Source organism: Parabacteroides caeci (assembly GCF_023656795.1).
GTDB classification, from domain to species: Bacteria; Bacteroidota; Bacteroidia; order Bacteroidales; family Tannerellaceae; genus Parabacteroides; species Parabacteroides segnis.
Map to the genome: position 1 here is coordinate 1 of NZ_JAMOKT010000072.1, position 22,476 is coordinate 22,476.

The following is a 22,476-nucleotide window of genomic DNA, read 5'->3' on the forward strand; positions in this document are numbered from 1 at the left end:
AGTTCTGCTAGGACTGTGTCAAAATTCCGGATATATAATTAATCAAGATGCTGAAGAAATGCTAAGCACTTTCTTATAATTCCCCATTTCTTCCTTCAACAGATATGAAATACACCCAACCAATATATCTTAATTAATTCATTTCATCGAAAGTATCCGAAGATAATCCCAATTACCCGCCGGAAATAAAAAATTACCTGCCGGACAGAGTGATTTTCCCGAGATATATTATACATTTGTACAAATCCTCTTTTCATATCACAGTTGTGAAACAAAAGAAATCCATCTGTGAAACAAACGGAATCCAACTGTGATATGAAAGGAAGACAGTTGTGATATGCAATACTAAACAGAATTGAACCTTTTTACAACGACTATTATGGGAGCAAAATATGCATTATATGAGAATCCGAACCCCAAAGGCGACGGAAAGAAACAACCTTTACATGCCCGGATTGTACCCAGAGGAACGATCCATACACAGGAAATCGCAGAAGAGATAGCTGATAGTTGCGGCTATTCCACGGCCACCACCAAAGGAATGCTGGATGCGCTGGCCAAAGTTATTTCGAAAAATCTGCGGTATGGATATACCGTCGAGTTAGATGACTTGGGTTCATTTTCCATCTCCCTGAAAAGTCGCCCGGTGATGGATAAAAAAGAAATACGTTCCTGGTCGGTAAATTTCGGGAATGTGCATTTCAAAGGGAGTAAAAAATTAAAAAATCGTTTGAAGTCTATAGACCTGGAAAGGGACTCCGATGCCTGTGCTACAAGCTATTCTCCCGAACAACGGAAAGGCCGTATGCTGATCGCATCGGAAGAGAAAGAGTTTTTCACAGCAGCACAATACATGCGGTTAAACGGGTGCAACCGGTCCACTGCCGTGCGCGACCTGAAAGAACTGATCGAAGACGGCAGAATAAAAAAGCTGGGATATGGGAAAGCTGTATTATATGTGCCCATTAATAAACAGGAAAAAATATGAATAACTTTTCAGGGACAGAGAAACATGCCTTTTCGAAAATATATCTGGTATATTTTCCTAAATTGGTACGGTTCGCACGCGAATATGTTGTATCCATCGAAGATGCCGAAAACATTGTACAGGATATTTTCATGTATTTGTGGGAACACCGGGATATGCTGGACTCCCTGACCAACCTCAACGCTTTCCTGTTCACATTAGCCAAAAACAGATGTATCGACTTTTATCGCCATAAAACATTAATAGACAGTAAAAAAGAACCACTGGACGGCTTACAGGACAGAGAACTGAAACTGAAGATGGAAGCTTTGATGCAATTCGATGAAAACATTTTTACCGAAAAAGAAATAGAAGATTTATTAGCCCATGCAATTGAACACCTGCCGGAGAAATGCCGGCAGGTGTTCATTCTGAGCAGAATGAACGGATTAAAACATGAGGAAATAGCCACGCAACTGAATATTTCTGTCCATACCGTACAAAATCACATCGTAACCGCTATACGTAAATTAAAGGTTGAATTGAAAGACTACCTCCCTCTCTTTATTTTCATTATCTAAAATCTTTTCTCAAAAAAATTTATTTTTTTTCTGTTTCCGACTAGTAGATGGTCGGAAGTATTTCGTCATACTAGTAGAAAGAGCAATAAAATATCATGAACGAACAACTAGATAAATATTTCCTTGGGGAACTTTCAGACACAGAAAAGAAAGGACTCTTCGACCAGATAGAATCCAGTCCGGAAAAGAAAGCTGAATTTATCCGTATGCAAAATACGGTGACTATTTCAAAGCTGGGAGAACAGAATGGAGACGATAAATGGGCTTCACTCAAAATGGAAGAACTGGGAAGTCGTATCAATCGGAAACAGATTCGTCGTCTTTATCTCAATCTGGCAAAATATGCCGCTGTCGTAGCCATCTTACTGGTTAATATCTGGCTGCTTACCGACAAATTCATCCCGGAAGAAAAAGCACCGCTCTATACAAAGATAGAGGTCCCTAAAGGTCAACGCATCTTTATAACCCTGCAAGACGGTACGGAGGCCTGGTTAAGCCCTCGCTCCGTTATCAAAATACCGAATGAATTCAGCAAGGATGAACGTTCGGTTGAACTGGATGGTGAAGGATTTTTCTCGGTAACAAAAGATACAAAACGCCCTTTTATCGTGAAAACACAACGTTATGATATAAAGGTACTCGGAACCCGCTTCAATGTATTTGCTTATTCGGAAAGCGAACGGTTTGAAACAAATTTAGTACAAGGGAGCGTACAAGTCACAAATAGCTATAAACCAGAAGAAAATATCACACTAAAACCAAATGAAATGGTATCCTTGTCGAATGGGAATCTGATAAAAACAAGAGCCTCATTCGATAACGAAGAGTATTTGAGAAGCGGAATATTCTATTTCAGCAACAAAAAGTTCTCGGAAATACTTGATTATCTCACGCTATGGTATAACGTAAAATTCGACGTGAAATCATCTGCCCGGATCGACCAGTATGTATCTGGTAAGTTTCGCCAGAGTGATGAAATTGAAAGGATCCTGAAGGCATTACAAGGGGTACATCATTTCCAGTATAAGATAATCAATAACGAAGAGATCGAAATATATTAAATACAACATATTCACCTAAAAATAGAATGCCTATGAAGTAAAGCCAGATCATTACACAGGAATGGTATAAAAAAGGGGCAAGTGTTACCAGCACTCACCCCAAGTCAATACCTTCCTTCTTTCATGTATTCCACAAACATTCAAAAACAGTATTAACTTTTAAAGCTATGAGCAAAGTTATGAAAAAAAACTTATTGCTATTGTTCAATTGTGTCAATTATATTGAATTAAGGCATACAATTCGTATTATGAAAATAACAACAGTACTCACGTTAATTGCAATTTTCCAGCTTAGTGCAACCTCTTTGCATTCGCAAAATGCAAAAGTGAGCATCAGCAGGAATAATCTGCCACTCAAAGAATTTATCAATGAGATAGAAAGGCAGACCGATTATCTTTTCATGTACAGCGAAAAAGAGATCGACCTACAGGAACAAATTCAAGTCAATGCAAAGAATAAGCCCGTCTCACAGGTATTGGAAGAGGCTTTCGACAACAGCCAAATCAAATATAATTTTAACGAAGGATATATTTCCCTGAGGAAAGCGGAAAAAGGTTTGATCAATCAGGATAAGAGAAAAATATCAGGAACCGTTAAAGATGCAACCGGTACCCCTGTTATCGGAGCCAATGTCGTGGTAAAAGGAACCACTATCGGTAATGTCACAGACATAGACGGCCGTTTCAGCCTGGAGATTCCGGAAAACGCAACCCTGACAATTTCTTATATAGGTTATCTGACGCAGGAAATCGCTGTTGGAAACAGGTCTGATCTTTCTATTCAGTTAAAAGAAGATAGCGAGACATTGGATGAAGTTGTCGTAATTGGTTACGGAACCACTTCGGCTAAGAAAATGGTTTCTGCCGTTACAGCTGTGAAAGGCGAAAAACTGCAAGATCTCCCATTTCCGAACGTTGCATCCACTCTACAAGGACGGGCCTCAGGTGTTATCGTTCAGAACCAGGGAGGAGAACCAGGTAGCGAACCTAAAATATCCATCCGTGGCGGCGGCGATCCGCTATATGTTATTGACGGCATAATTACCACAGACTGGGAGTTCAAAACTTTAAATTCTGAGGACATAGAGAGTATCTCCATTTTAAAAGATGCAGCTTCACTGGCTGTTTACGGCTCACGGGCAGCAGATGGTATTGTTTTGGTTAAAACAAAAGAAGGCCGTAAAGGGAAAAGATCGATTGTCTACTCTTTCAACGCACAGTATAGTCAGCCGACCGTCTTACCGAAAAAACTGGATTCTTATACTTATGCAGACGTTCAGAATCAGGCAGCAATCTCAGACGGATATGGTAAATACCATCAATTCAGTAAAGAGGAAATGGATGCTATCAGAAACCAATCCGACCCATACTTATACCCGAATACGGATTGGTATTCTTTGGGATTAAACAATTTCGCTCCGGAATACAGACATTCTTTGTCTATGACGGGCAATCAAAAAGACATAAACTATTACCTGTCTTTAGGCTTATTCGACCAAGGTAGTTTATATACCTCCGATGCTCTGAACTATTCAAGATACAATCTCCGCAGTAATGTGAACACCACCTTTGATGAGATCGGACTAAAAGTATCTCTAAACATTAATGCAGCCATGGAGAAGAAAAAATATCCTTCATTTGCCGCTAATTCTATTTGGGATCACCTGAATGCAAAATCACCGCTGGATCTGGCCTATAATGAAGACGGAACTTTAAGTACGGTATCAGACAATCCGCTGATGGAAATGGACGAACGTTCCGGATACGATAAAAACGACGGAATGTATCTGAATACTCAATTTGTTGCAGACTGGGCATTACCCTGGGTAAAAGGGTTATCACTCGGTACCATGCTTTACTATCGCGTAAATTCTAGCCATCTAAAAAAACTTTCGGCTCGTGCGCCTCAATATGGCAAAAACGGAACATTATTAGATGTAACAAAACCTTCATTAAAAGAAGAGGCTTATTTCGGCGAATCTTATCAGTTCGAACTAAGCGCTGCTTTCTTACGGACGTTTGCCGATGTTCATTCAATCGATGCTAAATTCGTTTTCACTGCCGCAGAAAACACCGGTCATAATTTCTGGGCTTCACGCAGAGATTATCTTTCAACCACCGTCGATCAGCTGTTTGCCGGTTCCAGTACGACCATGCAAAACGCAGGAAACTCAGAAGAAGGCGGACGAATGGGATTGGTCGGACGTTTGAAATATGATTATGCAAACCGTTATTATATCGAAGGTAGTTTCCGCTACGACGGCTCGGACAACTTTGCTCCCGGACATCGCTGGGGATTCTTTCCGTCTGTCGCACTAGGATGGGATATTACAGAAGAACCTTTCTTCAAAAGCTGGAATCGGGGAAAAATCGATCTCTTAAAGCTACGCGGATCCTACGGACAAATGGGAACAGAATCTGGAGTAAACAAGTTCGGTTATTTGTCAACTTATAATATGGTCGAAAATTCAATTTGTATCGGAGGAAATTTGTTATCCGGATTTAATGAAGGCGAATTGACTTCTCCCGAATTATTAAGTTGGTACACGCGTAATTCGTTAAACTATGGTATTGATGTTGCATTCTTCAACTATCGTTTAAAAGGTTCTGCCGACTATTTCTATTATGTGACCAAAGGTGGTTTAGTAAGCCCGGCAGACCGCTACACTACTCCGCTGGGAACAAAGTTGCCACAGATCAAATCGAAGAATGAACATCGTCGTGAAGGCTTCGAGCTATCCATGAGATGGAACGATAATATCGGTTCTGATTTCCATTATGAAGTTGGGACAAACATGACCTATTATAATAATCTGTATGTGGTAAAGCAGGAAGAAGCTCTGTCTACCCTAATGAATCCGTATAAACGTAGCACACACCAAACAGACTATTATGATGTCATACTTATCGACAACGGTTTGTATCAATCTCCAGAACAAGTGTTGGGCGTCCCCCGCAGGTTGTCTTCTTCTGAAACAAAGTTAGGTGACATTGTTTATCAGGATCTTAATGGAGATGGTAAAATCGACGCTGAAGATCAAATCCGTTACGGAATGCCTACCGCTCCTCATTTTACCTATGGTGTGGATTTTGCATTCTCTTATAAAGGATTTTCTCTTTCCGGTCTGTTTTACGGGACAGGTAAACGCAATATGGAGTTTGGAGTCAATAACAAAAAAGACGAATCTGTCCACGTGAAAAACGAATATCAGTTAGATTACTGGAGAGAGGACAACAGAGATGCAACTTTCCCGAGAAAATCATTATCCTCAAGTGTAAACGGAGGGAACAACCAGGAAAAATCCAGCTTTTGGGTAAAGAATGCATCTTTCTTGCGTTTAAAGAACTTATCACTCGCTTACGACTTCAAATATAAGTTGTTGAAAAATGCCAACTGGCTCAGCATGTGTAAAGTAAATGTAACCGGGGCCAACCTATTCACAATCTCGGGAGTTTCAGACTATTTCGATCCGGAAACAACTTCTACAAACGGAGGATACCCAGTACAGCGTGTTTATTCAGTTGGTGTAACAGTCGGATTTTAATAATGGTGTAACAATTGAATTTTAATAATATGAAAAATATAAGTATCAAAACAATATCATTGGCATTGGTAATGGGATGTACAGCTTGCAGTGACGTTCTGGATAAAGGCCCGTTAGACAAATTTTCGGAAAATGATGTATGGGAAAGTGCAGAACTGGCACAGGCCTTCTTGTATCCTTCGCTGAGTTATGCCACCGGACAATTAGTCTGGAATGATAAATGGACAGACAATGATGTTATCCAGGATGATGGAGGCGCTTCGAATGTAAACAAAGAACAGATCGACCGCTACTACGATGCCGGCTGGAATCCTGGTGCCGATAAAGATAAAGCCGGAGATGTTTATTCAAACATCCGTAAATGTAATCTCATGCTTCAGAAGATGGAGGAAAACACCACCTTTCTGGAACAAGATAAAAACTATCTGATCGCACAGGCCAAAATGCAGCGTGCTATGATCTATTTCAGCCGTGCCCGTTTATTTGGAAAACTGATGATTGTAGACCGCGTACTCGATCCTGAAGAAAAAATGGAACTGCCACGAACGGAAACGATCAAGGATACCTACGATTTTATCCTGAAAGATCTGCAAGACGCAGTTGTCGACCTGCCTGCTTCCATAAAAAGCTCCGAAGTCGGTATACTGACCAAAGGGGCAGCCTATGCACTGATGGCAGAAGTGGCACTTCACGGTGCCGCCTATATCGAATCGGGACAGGATGAATACTATAACATTGCAAAGAAAGCCAGCGAAGACCTTTTCGCTCTCGGGCAATATAGTCTGGATACCGATTACGAGAAGATGTTCAACGAATTCGATTATGCGTTAAGTTCCAAAGAAATTATCCTGGCACAGTTCAGGCATGAGAACAATACAAAATTCGCCGATACATGGATGCAAACTCTTGTACCAAATGTTAACAACGACAAACTGAAAGAATTTGCTAAAAATCCTCCGTTAAACGATAGTTTTGAAGGTTGGATCGGTATGTTCCCTTCGGTTGACCTAGTCAATGAATACGAAGTCAAAGATGTTGACGGAACAGCCAAAGACTGGAATCAAAGCAGTTTTTACAAAAACTATCAACAAAACGGCGGATATGTATCAGATGCGATTTACCGGAATCGAGATAATCGTTTCTATGCAACAATCGTACAGGATTCCAGTACATACTTTAACAGCTTGGTTACTATGCGTGATAAAGGTAATTTACATTGGGACAGTAAAGCCGGAGGTGATTGGGGAATGGCACTTACAGGATATATATGGCGTAAAGGGATATATACAGCAAAACCGCTATTAAATTCAGATCCGACCTACTATCATTATGTAGTTCTGCGCCTGGGACGTTCTTATCTGAACTATGCGGAAGTAATGTTGCGTCAAGGCAATATCAACACGGCAATCGAATATATCAATAAAACCCGTACCGTGCACGGCGGAATGCCTGAGTTGCCATTGAATCTCTCTTCTGATGCGGCCTGGAAAGCCTATAAACGCGAACGTCGCATCGACCTTGTGCATGAAGGTGACAGGTACTGGAGTTTATTACGATGGGGAAAAGCCGATGGAAAAGACAAAGTGGAAGAGTTGACAAAGGTACATCATTCTATCAGTATTTCCGAAGACGGAAAAAGTTTTGAAATCATACCTTTGCCTTACCAAACTTCTTTCAACGAACGTGTCTTTACAAAGAAAAGATATTTGTTCCCTGTTCCGGAAGGCGAAAGAGTAAACAACCCGTCTCTCGATCAAAACGAAGGTTGGTAACCGATTATAAATGTCTTATAAAAATAACAAGAAAATGAAAGCACTGTATAATTATTTAGTTCTACTTTTATTGATTGCGCTGAACACATCTTGTCTGAAAGCAGGTTTGGATGATCTGGAAACGTACAACCAGAATGACATCACAAATGTCCGTTTCGAATACAGATGGTGGGATGAAAGTGGTAAAAGACTGCGTGTAATGGAAATGACTACGGAGAAAACGATTGATAATAAAGCAAAAGAAATCGTTTGTACGATCAAAGTACCTGAAGCCACACAGACATTTACAACTGAAATCAGAAATCAGGTTTCATTAAGTACATTAGCGATCAACGTTGACGCATCGACTTCCGCCCGCATTAGCCCGGTAGGTAATGCTCCCGCAATGGGGATTTTCCCGTCAGACTTTTTCGCCAAGGAATTTGTATATAAAGTAACGGCAGGAAACGGGGACGATGCTAACTGGACGATCAGGATCACTGACTTAAATAAGTAGTACGCACATAAAAATACGACTTATAAATGAGAAAAGAAATTCTATTATCTGCGCTACTCTTTGCCGCGGGAAGTATCTTTGCCCAGTACAAAATAGATTTGGGTAAAGTAACTCCTCCCACAGTGAAATATCTCCAACTGGGCCATTCCGGCCCAGCTGGAAAAGAAATCCGCATTAATAACCTATATCTGGAAGAAGGCGGTATTCCTCAACTCCCTGTAATGGGAGAAATTCATTACAACCGTATGGACCATCGGTATTGGCGCGATGCACTACTCAAAATGAAAGCTTCCGGTATCAACATCGTCGCGACCTATTGTATCTGGTCGCTGCACGAAGAATTTGAAGGTGAACTATCCTGGGAAGGGCATCTCAACCTCCGCCGTTTTATCGAATTATGCAAAGAACTGGACATGAAAGTGCACTTGCGTTTCGGTCCTTACTGCAATGCGGAAATCAAAAACGGAGGATTACCTGACTGGATCGTCAATAACAAAAATCTGGTAACCCGCTCAAACGATCCTTTGTATCTCGAATATACACGGCGTTGGTATCAGGCTGTATACGACCAGGTAAAAGGATTATTATGGAAAGACGGAGGCCCCGTCATGGCCCTTCAACTGGAAAACGAATACGTACGCCCGGGAATGATCGTCTCGCATCTTCTCAACCTGAAAAAGATGGCAGTAGAGATAGGATTCGATGTCCCTCTTTATTCGATGACCCACTGGATGGACAGCGAATATCCGAAAGGAGAAATCGTTCCTTACGCAGGATTCTATATCGAAGCTCCATGGACTGCATCCGGAAAGGATGAAATACCGACATCCAACTTTGAGTTTTTCACTTACAACCGTCTTTCTGACAATATTGGTACCGATATTATCAAGATCGAAGGAGATGTAGAATCTTTAAGCGGAGAAAATAATGACTCCCCTTTCTTCACTTGTGAAATAGGCGTTGGAACCACAGCCTTCTACCAACGTCGTGCCGTCGTACCGGAAGAAATGGCGGGAGAAAATATCAATTTACGCCTGGGGTGCGGAGCCAATATGATGGGGTATTATATGTATACCGGCGGTACTAATCCTGTCGGGAAAATAAGTACATACCAATCATCCGGTCCTCGCATCAGTTACGACTACCAGGCCCCCATCCGTGAATTCGGAACTTTGGGTACAGTCATGCAGGAAACGAAGAAATATAACTATTTCATGAATGATTTCGGAACAGCGCTGGCTCCGGCTGTCGCTTATCTGCCTACCACTAACCAGGATAGAAACAACTTGCAATGGGCCGTCCGGTTAAACGGGAATACCGGTTATCTATTTTGTTCCAATTATTTATACAAACATAGCCGGAAAGACTATAAAAATGTTCAGTTCTCCATAAAGTTGAAAGATGAGACAATCCGTATACCACGTCAGAAAGTAACGGTGAAAAACGGAACTTACTTTCTTTGGCCATTTAATCAGGAGCTAAGTAATGTGCTGTTGAAATATTCAACGACGCAACCTGTCTGTTTCCTGAGAGAAGGAAGCACTGATACCTACTTCTTCTTTGAGGATGATTTTATACCTGGAGAATATTTAATTGAAAACAAAGGAATCCGGAGCGTTGAAGTAAAGAACGGTACATCCCGGGAAGAAAAAAACGGGTATTTCATCGACCAGTTAACTCCGGGTAAAGAATGTGCCATTGAAATTACGAAAGAGAATGGTTCCAAAGTACGCTTTGTTACGCTGACGGAGGAAGAATCGGATCATATCTGGAAAGGAACTGTAAAAGGAAAAGAATTTGTCGGTATTACCAATTCATCATTGATTTATGATAATGATAAGATCACTTTGATCAATGACCAGCCATCGACAGATATTTGGATGTATAAAGACGGAACATTCAAACAACAAACAGTCAGAACTGATACACATAATCTGCAAGCGACATTCCGCCCCGTTGCCCCTATGGAAAAAAGTCAATGGATCCGTCCGGCAGAAGGTAACATGGCAAAACGTCTGTTCTCATTGAATACATTTTCAAAAGTGGAACGTGCCTATTTACGTTATGTATCATCCGGTTCAACCAATTGTACGATCAATGGGAAAGAAACAAAAGCGACATCTATGGGTGGTTATTCCTATGCTAATGTAACGGACTTCATTCAGAACGGAAACAATACGATCGAACTTACGACCTCCAACGGTAAAGAGATTACTGCAGAAATAGAAGTGCTTCTGAAGAATGGAAAACGCATTCTTTGGAATACTGATGCGACCTGGTTATCGGCAGATAACAAACCCGTTCTAACAACTGCCGGAAATAATAAGCCTTCCACCTTTGCTCCCGAAGAACACATAGGTATTTATGAAGTAAAAGCTCCGGCAGCAACCTGTAGCGACGAGGAGACACGTCTGTATATTTCTTATAAAGGAGATGTAGCCAATGCTTACCTGAACGGGGATCTGATAGGTGACTCTTTCTATGATGGAACAGAATGGATTCTCAGCTTAAGCCGCCTGAAAGAATCAATCGATACTAATCCTATGGTGATACGTATCGACGGACTGAAATCGGCAGATGTCCCGATTTATTTCGAGAAAAATGTCGTTCCGGCTGATTGCATCGTTCCGACAATTTCCGATATACAGATAAAACAGGAATATCGGTTTGAAGTAAATAATCAATAAATCACATATATTTATAATTGCTCTCTCATAGGAATAAAAGTAAAGATTTCTGTAAGTACCGCCATTTTCACAATGATGCTTACAGAAATCTTTATTTTTATTCCTAAATCTCCAACAATATTTCAAAGAAGTTCCATTTTGATGAAACATTGAATATACTCCAAATGATTGCTATTTAAATAATTATTGTTTCTTTGAATACATATCAATAACTATAATCAAATGAAAAATAAATTATTACTTATCATCGGCATAAGTGTATTATATTCTTTTACACAAGCCCACCCAAATGACTCTATATTCACATTCAAAACAGTAGAGACATTATACCCTATTTTAAACAAAGAAAGCAAGATCATACATACTCCAACTCCCATATACGTAAAAGGAACCAGTCAACCAACAATCTCATTGAACGGGGATTGGTTATTCACGAAAAATGTGGAGGACATACCTAACGGGATTAGTAAACCTGATTTCGAATGGGAACCGATCTCCGTTCCCTCGGAATGGTACATGGAATCATTTCAAGTTGAATCCGGGAAGTGGGCCGGATATTACAAGGAGTTCGAACTTCCTATTGACTGGGAAAATCAAAAAACACTGATCCGTTTCGGTGCCGTTGAAAGCGAATGCCGAATATATCTCAATGGGAAATATGTAGGAGAACATACAGGTTCGATGACACAGTTCGAAAAAGACTTAACACATTTCCTTCTTCCTGCAAAAAATCAACTACTCATTTACGTACGTAGTGAATCGCTGGCCAGTGAAATATCAAAAATATCTCATTACGCCAAACACCAAGTCGGAGGTATATTGCGTGGTGTTGAATTAATTGCCGTTCCTCAAACTCATATTAACGACTTATATTGTGAAGCGCAATTATCCGATGATTTAGGACAAGGTATATTAAATACGCATATTTCATTATCCGGTAAACAGAAAAATCCCAAAATCGAAATTGTCGTAATGGAAAGAGGCATAGAAGGATTGCCAATAGCAGGAAAAGAGGTTTACCGGCAAGAAAACAGATTGAACCAGTTGAGTCCCATTATCATTAATGCACCTAGACTGTGGCATGCAGAAACTCCCTTCCTATATACCATAGAAATATCTCTTTTTGAGAACAACAAAAAGACAGAAGTCATAAAAAGAAATTTCGGATTTAGAAAAATAGAAATCAAAGAAAACATCTTGTATGTAAACAATCTTCCTGTTAAATTAAGAGGTGTTGCCCGCCACGATATCTCCGCTTACGATGGACGTGCCATAAAAGATACGGCTTCCCTCCGCCGGGATATTGAACAATTACGGAACGCCAATTGCAATTATATCCGTACATCACATTATCCTCCGGATAGTTACATGTTAGATCTATGCGACCGATATGGTATCTTTGTAGAAGGCGAAGCGCCTGTTTGCTGGGAGTCCGGAAAAGATTCATATGAAAGAATCAGTCAAATTTTCTATAGTTTCAAATCAATGGTGATCAGAGACCGCTCGCATCCTTGTATCTTACTTTGGTCTTTAGGTAATGAAAGCGAATGGAAACCTAAATTTTACAATAGTTTACTTCTGGCAAAGGAGTTAACTCCTAATATTCCAGTTAAATTTTCCCATTCGGAAACTCACGGAATCATAAAAGCTACTGATATCGGAGCCAAACATTATCCGGGTTGGAAAGGGCTAATGGCATTTGAAAATTATTTCCGCCCGATCATATTCGGAGAGGCACTCCACTTGAATTGCTATAACACTTCCGAAAACATAACAGATCCGGGATTAAGGGATATGTGGGGGGATTATCTTAAATATTTTGTCGATTTTATTCAGGAATCCCCCTCCATTACCGGATTAGGTATCTGGGGATGTGCCGACGAAATGTATTATCCCAAAGGAAACAAACCCTGTGGATATGGTCCTTGGGGAGTAGTCGATGGATTCAGAAGGGAAAAACCGGAATTCTGGCATATGAAAATGAGTTACTCTCCTATTATTGTGACTAGCAAACATTTCCAGAGTTCCAATAACGAAACACTGGTCTCTTTGGAAAATCGATACAACACACAAAATACCAACCAAATAGAAATATTATGGAAAGATATGAACCGGCAAGGAACTGTAGAAGTCGATATAGCACCCGGAATGCAGGGTAGTCTCCACATACCTCATTGTGTAAAAGGGGACACTCTCACAATCACTATGAGAGACCGACGAGGTTTTGATCTATCTACTTGGAAAGTTCCAAGAAACTATTCACCTTATTATCCCATGCCTGAGTTAGCGAAAGGAGATGTAAAAGTCATTTCCACAGATTCTTCATACCAGATTACTTCAAAAGATATTCAGTACACTTTTTCCCGGACAAGCGGAACACTTGTCTCTATAAAGAAAAAAGGAGAAAAAATTATAACCGGACCAGTAAACATGTATGCCATTCCTCATTTAAAAGAGAATGAAGTAATTGATTACATACCGCAGGAGCGTTCGGAAAAAGAGATAGGTTTTACTTCCAGTCCTCTGACCGATTGGACACTTGAATCCGAATATTTGACACACACAGAGAAAGGTATCTCAATTACAATACACGGTAAGTATGGTGTAAACCCGGTAGAATTGGTCTATTCCATTGATAATGAAAAAAGACTCAGAATCGACTACGTATTGAATATTTTCAAAATCGGCAATGGAATTCGTCAGATCGGGATAGGGTTCAATCTTCCTAAGAAATATAACACATTGGGCTGGAAACGAAAATCTCTTTGGAGTACTTACCCTGATGACCATATCGGACGTACAGAAGGCATTGCTAAAGCATTTTATCCGGAAACTTCAAGTAAATATCTAAAACGAAGAGACATTCCTAAACACAGTTTCAGTAAAGATGGTAATGAGTATGGCTCCAATGATTTCAGATCAACCAAACAGCATATAATAACCGGAAATTTCATAAATGAGAGAGGTGACACTATAAACATTGAATCAAATGGAAAGCAACATTTAAGAGCATGGATACTACCTGAATATGTCTCTTTCTTAATAGCCAATTATTCCGATTCCGGCAATGAATTTTATCTGAATTATGATGCGAACAGAACAAAATATCTGGATGCTTATATTGCTGAAGATGGCGATGTGGCCGGATGGATACAAATGAACTTCAAATAACTTCTACGCAAACCTTTGCGTAGCTTTTTCAGACAAAGTCAGCCTCCAATAATATATTTCATTATTTTTGGAGGCTGTTCCTTTCTATCTGGGAATAAAACAATGACAGACTTTTGCTATACAATATAATTATAAGAAAATATGAAAAACTCAAGAAGAAGTTTCTTTAAACAGGGATTAGTAGGCGCAGTTGCATTGGGTACCGCCTCTATCTCCCGCCCCGTGGCAGCAATCCCTACAGAAACAAATGCACGCGCTGCGAAACGTATCGTCCTGATCTCGCTTGACGGCATCTGTGTTGAAGGATACCTGAAAGCAAAAACTCCAAACCTGGATAAATTAATGGCAGAAGGCTCCCTTTCTCTCGATACACGCGTGGTCATGCCTTCGGTAACGCTCCCAAACTGGACCAGTCATCTGACCGGAAGCGGCCCTGAACAGCACGGCGTAGTGGATAATAGCTGGGAAATCTCTAAATTCACATTGCCTGCAATCGAAAAAGACAGCGCAGGTTACTACCCTTCTGTCTTTAAGGTACTGAAAGATGCCATCCCACAAATGAAAACAGCCTTTTATTACAACTGGATCAACCTTTTTTATCCGTATAACAAACAATATCTGGATGAAGTAAGTTATCTGGAAAAGGATGCCTATGTTCCGAATTACGAAAAAGCATTTTCTTTCCTGAAAGCCAACCGGACAGATCCGACACTGGTTTTCCTCTATTCCGTCCATACCGACCATGCCGGGCATAAATACAAATGGATGTCACCCGAATATATCCGCTCCATTGAAGAAGCCGACGTAGAAATCGGACGGTTCATCGAGAAAATAAAACAGGAAGGATTATATAAAGATACCCATTTCATGTTCCTTACAGACCACGGCGGCATAAACTACGGACACGGCGGGGTAAGCACCGATGAAATGATCGTTCCCTGGGGAATCACCGGCCCGGGTATCAAAAAAGAATTCAAAATCACAGAACCCAATAACACAGTAAACACCGCTGCCGTCATCCTGCATCTATTCAAGGTAAAACAGCCTTTATCATGGACCGGAGAAGTGATAAAATCCATATTCAAATAATAATCTATCCTTATTGACAGAATTAAAAAAAGAAGAATGCACAGGATTAATTCTGTCAATAAGAATTTTATTCAGCTTTTTCTTTTAATTTTGCTTTGGAGACCGAGATAGATTTCACCTCATGCAAAATACAGATACGGAGCGCATACTATTAACGAATTTAAGCCACGGAGATGCAAAAGCATTTGAAAGTTTATTCATGCTTTATTTTCCTAAGCTAAAGCTATTCCTGTCCGGTTTTCTGGATTCTGAAGCAGAAGCAGAAGACCTGGCACAGGATGTCTTTGTTAAATTGTGGCAAAACCGACTGTCGCTTGCAGAAGTTGAAAATCTAAATGCTTATCTCTACCGGATAGCCAAAAATACACTCTATACATACCTCGACCGTTCTTATTCTCCGAATACAATTCCCATGGAAGAGTCATTCCATATTGCGTCTGTAGAGGAACTGGAAGAGATCGTTTTTGCCAAAGAACTGGAAGAACTGATAGAGGTCACCATTGAAAAAATGCCTCCCAAACGTAAGGCAATTTTCTGCATGAGCCGTAAACAGGGGCTTAGTAATGATGAAATAGCTTTTCAGCTGAACATCAGTAAACGGACCGTAGAAACACATATATCTGCCGCCCTCACCGACCTGCGTAAAGTTATTTCTGTTTTAATGCTATTTTTTTAGAAAACAGACTACGTGTGTTTTTCTTTTTTGTAGTCTTACTATTATAAACAGATAGTGAGATGGAAAAAAACAAAGTTTATAACATATTACGGCGTATGGCAGACCACACGGTCCCGTCAAAATATCGTCCCATTATAAGAAACTGGATTATCAGCAGCAAAGATATTCCGGAAAAAGAAACGGCCATGCGTCAAATATGGTTGGAGACAAAAGCAGAAGCAGATGAAAATACACGTCAATCCTTTCATGCTACCTTGCAAAAAATCCATCACACGGATCACCCTGCCGTCAGAATATCTTTACGGACACGCTTACTGCGTTACGCTGCTATTCTTATCATACCCATAATAACCGGTACGACTGCCTGGTGGTTAACAAAGAATGAATATGCAGAACCCGAAATGATAGAATGCTACGTTCCCAATGGCAAGCAGGAAAGCATCCAGTTGCCGGATGGATCGGTTATCCAGGTTAACTCAGGAAGTTTACTCATTTACCCCCGTGAGTTTTCAAAAAAGAAACGTTCCGTTTACCTAAGCGGAGAAGCCAATTTTACAGTTGCCCAGAATCCGGACAAACCTTTTATCGTTAGCACAGGTCCCTTGAAAGTAGAAGTTCTGGGTACTAAATTCAACATAGAATCTTATCCGGACAATGATCGCATCACCACAACACTGGAACATGGTTCCGTCAAAATCTATAAAAACGAGGCTCCCGAAAAATCCATAATCATGAAACCGGATGAACAGGTGATTTATAATAGCCAGGACGAAACATTCAGTATCGATTGGGTTGAAGCCAGCGATTGTTCAGCCTGGACACAGGGAGAACTAAAGTTTACCAATCAACCGCTGCATGAGATACTGACTACAATGGAACGTAAATATAACGTCCATATCAAGCTGAGTCCGGAAATAAGCACTTCCGACTTATATACGATGAAATTTAAACAACATGAAACAATAGAAGACGCCATGTATATATTCGCTCAACTGGCAGGAAATATCAACTACAAAATAGAAGGAAAAGAAATCCTTCTGTTTAAGGCCGGAAAGGAGGTGGCACGCAAATAAAAAGACACCGGAAAGTACCTCTCACAGCAGCTTTCCGGCATCCGAAATAGACTTCACTCTGTTTTGAAATAAAACATCTAAGAATTTATCAACATTCACAGTAAAAATCTAATACACAAAAGTATGACTTTTAATTATAAAAGGGTACTGGTCGTACCTATAAAAAATAGTAAAATATTTATACTTGCTCTCAGTTTGCTTGCATCAGGGAGCGTTTTCGGTCAAAATCAAAAAATCAGTCTTCCCAAAGGAACTACTACTTTACAAAAAGTTTTTCAGGAGATAGAGAAGCAAACAGACCTGTCTGTCGATTACAACCAGAGTAAATTAAACATCAACAAACAGGTTGTAATCAAAGAACAGAATAAAACCTTGTCAAAAACATTAGAAGAAGTATTAGCCGGAAGCGGCCTGACTTTTAAAATTGAAGCAGGGCATATTCTGATCGTCCCTCTTCTTAAAAAAGAAGGGGAGTCAAAGCCTGACAAACAAGTCAAAGGATACATCACCGATAAAAACGGCGAACCGATTATCGGGGCGAATATTATAATGAAAGGCACCACTAATGGCACGATCACAGATATAGACGGAAAATACACACTATCCGTTCCGGAAGGAGCAACACTGCTGGTCACTTACATCGGATATAACCCACAGGAAATAATAGTCGGCAAAGAATCGGATATCCATATTGTTATGAAAGAAGATACCCAGGCTCTTGATGAAGTGGTGATAGTGGGATACGGCACACAGAAAAAAGTTAATCTTACCGGAGCTGTCGAAGCGATAGAAGGCGATAAACTTCAGAACAGAGCTGTGACAAATGTCAGCCAGGCTTTGCAGGGACAGGTTTCAGGCGTGAATTTTACTGCGGGAGATTATGGTTTCGAACCCGGTGCCGATCTTGATTTTCAGATCAGAGGACAAGGAAGCGCATACGTATTGATCGATGGAGTAGAAGGAGATATGAACCGTCTGAACCCAAATGATATTGAATCTGTTTCAGTTTTGAAAGATGCTGCCGCTGCTGCTATTTACGGAGCACGTGCCCCTTACGGTGTAGTCCTGATTACTACGAAATCCGGAGGAAAAGACACCAAGCCCCAGGTTAGCGTATCGGCTAATGTTTCCATAGCAAAGCCACACCGTATGCCAACCATGGTCGATTCGTATACGTTTGCCCGTGCCATGAATGAGGCGGGAACAAATGGCGGCGGACTGGTATTCACCAATGAAACAATTGACCGTATCATCGCTTATCAAAACGATCCCAGTTTACCGGAAACTGTTCCGAGTGCAACGAATCCGAGCGTATGGGAAAATGTGAAAGGTTCGAATGCCAACTATGACTGGTTCGACGAATATTATGGTTCCGGATTGAGAAACCAGGAAAATATAAGCATCAGAGGAGGTGGTAAAACGACCGCTTATTTCGTTTCTGCCGGTCACGTTTATGACGATGGCATTTTAAATTACGGAACAGATACGTACAGACGCTTCAACATAAATTCAAAACTGGATGTCGACCTGACTCCTTGGTGGAAGTTTACTACCAACACCCGCTTCGAAGTGGCCAACCGTGAAAAACCGAACTACGATAACCAGGGAGATTATGAACTGCTGTTCCATCAGGTTGCCCGTACTTACCCTACACAGGCTAAATGGACTCCGAACGGCGTACATCCGGGACAATCTAAAATACCCTGGACACAAGATGCAGGAACAGATAAAACGATAGATAACATCTTAACACAACGTTTCGCGATGGTTTTCACTCCGCTTAAAGGCTGGACGATCAATGCAGATTATTCTATCCGCCTGAATGCCCAGAAGTTCACATCCGAAAACTTTACGGCTTATGAAGATATGGTAGATGGGACGATGATAGCTCTTGCAACGACAGTTCCTTCTTATATAGCCAAACGTCAGAGAAACAATTTGTACCAAAGTACGAATATGTATACATCGTATGATTTCTCTCTGGCCGAAAAGCATAACTTTACAGTGATGGGCGGCGTCCAGTATGAAACACAACGAAATGAGGCCCTTTGGGGACGTAAGAATGACCTGATCACTCCGGAAGTCCCCTCCATCTCTACCTCGACCGGCGATATCCAGTTGACAGACGAAATGGAACACTGGGCTACGGCAGGAGCATTCTTCCGGGTCGGATATAATTATAAAGAAAAGTATCTGTTCGAAGCGAACGGCCGATACGACGGGACTTCTAAATTTGCCGAAGGTAACAGATGGGGTTTCTTCCCCTCCTTCTCTGCCGGCTGGAATGTTGCCCGTGAAGACTTTTGGGAAAAATGGTCGGATAAGGTAAACACACTTAAGATCCGTACTTCCTGGGGACAACTAGGTAATCAGAATGTAGACGCCTATCAGGATTTACCTTTATTAGGTATCAAAACCCAACTACAATGGATGATCGACGGACAACGTCCGGTTTATACCGAAGTACCTCCCCTTATCAACCGGTCTCTGACCTGGGAAACTTCACAGACATTTGATATCGGTTTCGACCTGGGGGCATTAAACAACCGTTTGATAATTAATGCAGACTGGTATCAACGATTGACAAAAAACCGCCTGGGACCAGCCAGAGCATTACCGGGCGTTATCGGAGCTGACCTTCCTAACGAAAACAACTCGACCATGAAAACCAACGGATGGGAAATCAATATCTCCTGGAGAGACCGCCTGGAATGCGGACTGGGATATTCTGTCAGTGCGATGTTATTCGATTATCAAAGTGAAATCACGAAATATAACAACCCGACAAAGATATTGACTACTAATTATGAAGGAATGAAAGTCGGTGAAATCTGGGGGTTTGAAACCGACGGACTGATCCAAACAGATGAAGAAGCCCAACAGATCATGGATAGCAAATCACAACATTTCTTCTATCCGACCTGGAGAACAGGAGATGTGAAATATGTAGACAGAAACAATGACGGGGTGATCGACAAAGGTAAAAATACACTCGACGATCATGGTGACCTGAAAGTAATAGGAAATATGACTCCACGGTATCAGTTCGGCCTGACTTTAGGAGCCGATTATAAGAATTTTGACTTGTCGGTTTTCTTCCAGGGAGTCGCCAAACGTGATCTGTGGCTTACCGGCAATATGTTCTGGGGCTTCGATTCCTGGGCACAATGTTCTATTTTTCCGGAACATCTGGATTATTATCGAGATGTAGAATCTGAGAAGTATGTGGGCTTGGGCGTAAATACGAATGCTTATTTCCCTCGTCCCTATTTATCCAACGAAAGGAATAAAAACTACCAGGCCCAATCACGCTATCTTCAGAACGGAGCCTATCTTCGTTTAAAGAATTTGCAGTTTGGTTATTCCCTCCCTAAAAATATAACGGAGAAGATCAAAATGGAAAAAGTACGCTTCTTCTTTACCGGAGAGAATTTGTTCACTATTACCGGTAGATTCCCGAAAGGAATGGATCCGGAGACTGCTAAAAAATTGGATGACAGTAAAGCCAGAGGAGATTCCAAATCTCACTTTGCTCAATCTGTGTTTGCGTTTGGTATAGATTTACAATTTTAAAAATGATAAAAATGAAAAATATTATATTAGCAAGTATTGCCAGCCTCCCCCTGTTGTTTTCTTCCTGCGACGGCTTGTTGGATAAAGCTCCGCTGGACCAGATCGGGAACGACTCTTATTGGAGCACTTCAAAAGATCTGGAGAACTATACATTACAGTTCTATACAGTATTTCCTTCCTTCTCGGGAGGCGGTGCCGAAGGCGGTTATCTCGGTATTTTCGGTTGGGACGCCAACAAAGGCTCCGACAATATGATTACTACCAACCCGAATGATATACTGAATAATTCAAGGTCGGTAGTGACCTCAAAAGGAAACGGACATTGGGAATGGGATAAAATACGCTCGGTGAATTTCTTCTTCGATAATTACTCCAAATGCAAAGACGATATCAACGAATACAGCCATTTCCTGGGTGAAGCCTATTTTTTCAAAGCGTATTTGTATTTTGAAAAAGTAAAAGCCTACGGAGACGTACCCTGGTTCTCAAAAACGCTGGAAATGGATTCTCCGGAATTATATGCGCCGCGTGTTCCGCGGACAATAGTTGTCGATTCCATATTATATTGTCTCGATAAATCAGTGGAATACCTGTCACCGTTATCCGAAGCACCGGGAGGAAGCAACCGTTTGAGTAAAGAAACTGCTTTGCTGTTTAAATCGAGGGTTGCCCTATTTGAAGGAACATGGCAGAAATACCATAAAGGTACGGTCTTCGCTACAGCCAATACAGATCCCGATAAATATTTCAGAGCGGCAGTAGAAGCAGCTGAGGAACTGATGTCTCCCGGCAAATATTCTGTCGGTATTTATTCTACTGGTAATCCGGATGAAGATTATGCCTATTTGATGGGCCGCGAAGATTATAAACCGATCAAAGAAGTGTTGCTATGGAAAGATTATGATAAAGGACTCAATATGGCCCACAACTGTTTGTCATATCTGACCGTTGGAACCAACAACGCACATGTGACATTAGACCTGGTATCTTCTTATCTGACAAAAAATGGTCGGGTTTATGATTACAAACAGGCAGGTAGTCAAGTCAAAGGTAGCGATTACCTGTCATTAATTGCCACGGAATGTGACAGTCGCCTCAAACAAACGATCTGGATTCCGGGAGATGTAATGTGGAATAATAGCCAATATGGTAAGAACATATTTCAGAAACCCTATCTTGACAACTCCGGTGAATTTATGAACACAACCGGTTTCCAGTTGAGAAAAGGCGTCGATCCTCTGTCGGATGGTTCAGGAGCCGGCTTTGGAGGAGCGTCCCAGACCGGTGCAATTATCTTCAGATATGCAGAAGCACTGTTAAATTACGCAGAAGCAAAATATGAGTTAGACGGAAATGTCGATTATTCAAAATCAATCAATCTTTTGCGACAACGTGCCGGAATGCCGGATTTCAGTATACCTCAGAATCTCTCTGCCATTGAAAAATTAGATTGCGGTTATCCCGTTTCAGACGAATTATATGAAATCCGCCGGGAAAGACGCGTCGAACTGGCTGCGGAAGGCTTCCGTTCCGACGACTACCGCCGGTGGGCTGCCCATGAGTTATTCAAGGGCAAACGTCCTAAAGGATATCCTTTCAAAGCTGACGAATGGTCACAACCGATCGTGACTCCGGTAGATAATGAAGGCTTTATGGATCCTTTCCAGAAATCATTGCCGGACGGTTATAAGTTCAACGAAAAAAGGGATTACCTGAATTGTATCCCGACAAATGAAATAACACTGAATCCGGAACTGCAACAGAATCCGGGTTGGTAACAAGTTC

At 41.1% G+C, this 22,476-nt stretch carries 13 protein-coding genes; all 13 read left to right on the forward strand.

Features of this window, described 5'->3' with window-relative positions; genetic code table 11:
• The first annotated feature begins 379 nt into the window (after positions 1-379).
• The 13 genes from NBH15_RS24755 to NBH15_RS24815 all read left to right on the forward strand — a co-directional run bounded on the left by NBH15_RS24755 (position 380) and on the right by NBH15_RS24815 (position 22,469).
• Positions 380-988: an HU family DNA-binding protein gene (locus NBH15_RS24755; protein WP_009860572.1), complete on the forward strand. Its 609-nt coding sequence runs from the start codon at positions 380-382 to the stop codon at positions 986-988.
• Positions 985-1,548 carry an RNA polymerase sigma-70 factor gene (locus NBH15_RS24760; RefSeq protein WP_244050452.1) on the forward strand — a complete coding sequence of 188 codons (564 nt, stop codon included), beginning with the start codon at positions 985-987 and terminating at the stop codon, positions 1,546-1,548. The genes NBH15_RS24755 and NBH15_RS24760 overlap by 4 nt, the downstream gene beginning before the upstream one ends.
• Positions 1,549-1,643: 95 nt before the next feature.
• A complete protein-coding gene (locus NBH15_RS24765; protein ID WP_128135610.1) occupies positions 1,644-2,609 on the forward strand; it encodes a FecR family protein in 966 nt (321 codons plus the stop codon).
• A gap of 167 nt (positions 2,610-2,776) precedes the next feature.
• On the forward strand, positions 2,777-6,154 hold the full coding sequence (locus NBH15_RS24770) for a SusC/RagA family TonB-linked outer membrane protein (RefSeq protein ID WP_128135609.1): 3,378 nt from the start codon (positions 2,777-2,779) through the stop codon (positions 6,152-6,154).
• A 29-nt stretch (positions 6,155-6,183) separates the two neighbouring features.
• Positions 6,184-7,926, forward strand: a complete 1,743-nt coding sequence (locus tag NBH15_RS24775) for a RagB/SusD family nutrient uptake outer membrane protein (RefSeq protein ID WP_244050453.1) — start codon at positions 6,184-6,186, stop codon at positions 7,924-7,926.
• Between the two features lie 34 nt (positions 7,927-7,960).
• Entirely contained in the window at positions 7,961-8,422 is a 462-nt protein-coding gene (locus NBH15_RS24780; protein ID WP_128135608.1) for a DUF5018-related domain-containing protein, read from the forward strand.
• A gap of 26 nt (positions 8,423-8,448) precedes the next feature.
• Positions 8,449-11,109: a beta-galactosidase gene (locus NBH15_RS24785; RefSeq protein WP_128135607.1), complete on the forward strand. Its 2,661-nt coding sequence runs from the start codon at positions 8,449-8,451 to the stop codon at positions 11,107-11,109.
• A gap of 222 nt (positions 11,110-11,331) precedes the next feature.
• On the forward strand, positions 11,332-14,280 hold the full coding sequence (locus NBH15_RS24790; protein ID WP_250823806.1) for a glycoside hydrolase family 2 protein: 2,949 nt from the start codon (positions 11,332-11,334) through the stop codon (positions 14,278-14,280).
• Between the two features lie 141 nt (positions 14,281-14,421).
• Entirely contained in the window at positions 14,422-15,369 is a 948-nt protein-coding gene (locus NBH15_RS24795; protein ID WP_128133424.1) for an alkaline phosphatase family protein, read from the forward strand.
• 121 nt (positions 15,370-15,490) lie between these two features.
• Positions 15,491-16,045 carry an RNA polymerase sigma-70 factor gene (locus NBH15_RS24800; protein ID WP_128133423.1) on the forward strand — a complete coding sequence of 185 codons (555 nt, stop codon included), beginning with the start codon at positions 15,491-15,493 and terminating at the stop codon, positions 16,043-16,045.
• Between the two features lie 59 nt (positions 16,046-16,104).
• Positions 16,105-17,118, forward strand: coding sequence for a FecR family protein (locus NBH15_RS24805; RefSeq protein WP_250823807.1), 1,014 nt, complete (start codon positions 16,105-16,107; stop codon positions 17,116-17,118).
• A 123-nt stretch (positions 17,119-17,241) separates the two neighbouring features.
• On the forward strand, positions 17,242-20,691 hold the full coding sequence (locus NBH15_RS24810; RefSeq protein WP_250823808.1) for a TonB-dependent receptor: 3,450 nt from the start codon (positions 17,242-17,244) through the stop codon (positions 20,689-20,691).
• 11 nt (positions 20,692-20,702) lie between these two features.
• The gene (locus NBH15_RS24815; RefSeq protein ID WP_250823809.1) at positions 20,703-22,469 is read left to right on the forward strand and encodes a RagB/SusD family nutrient uptake outer membrane protein; all 1,767 of its coding nucleotides are present in this window, start codon (positions 20,703-20,705) and stop codon (positions 22,467-22,469) included.
• Positions 22,470-22,476: the final 7 nt, after the last annotated feature.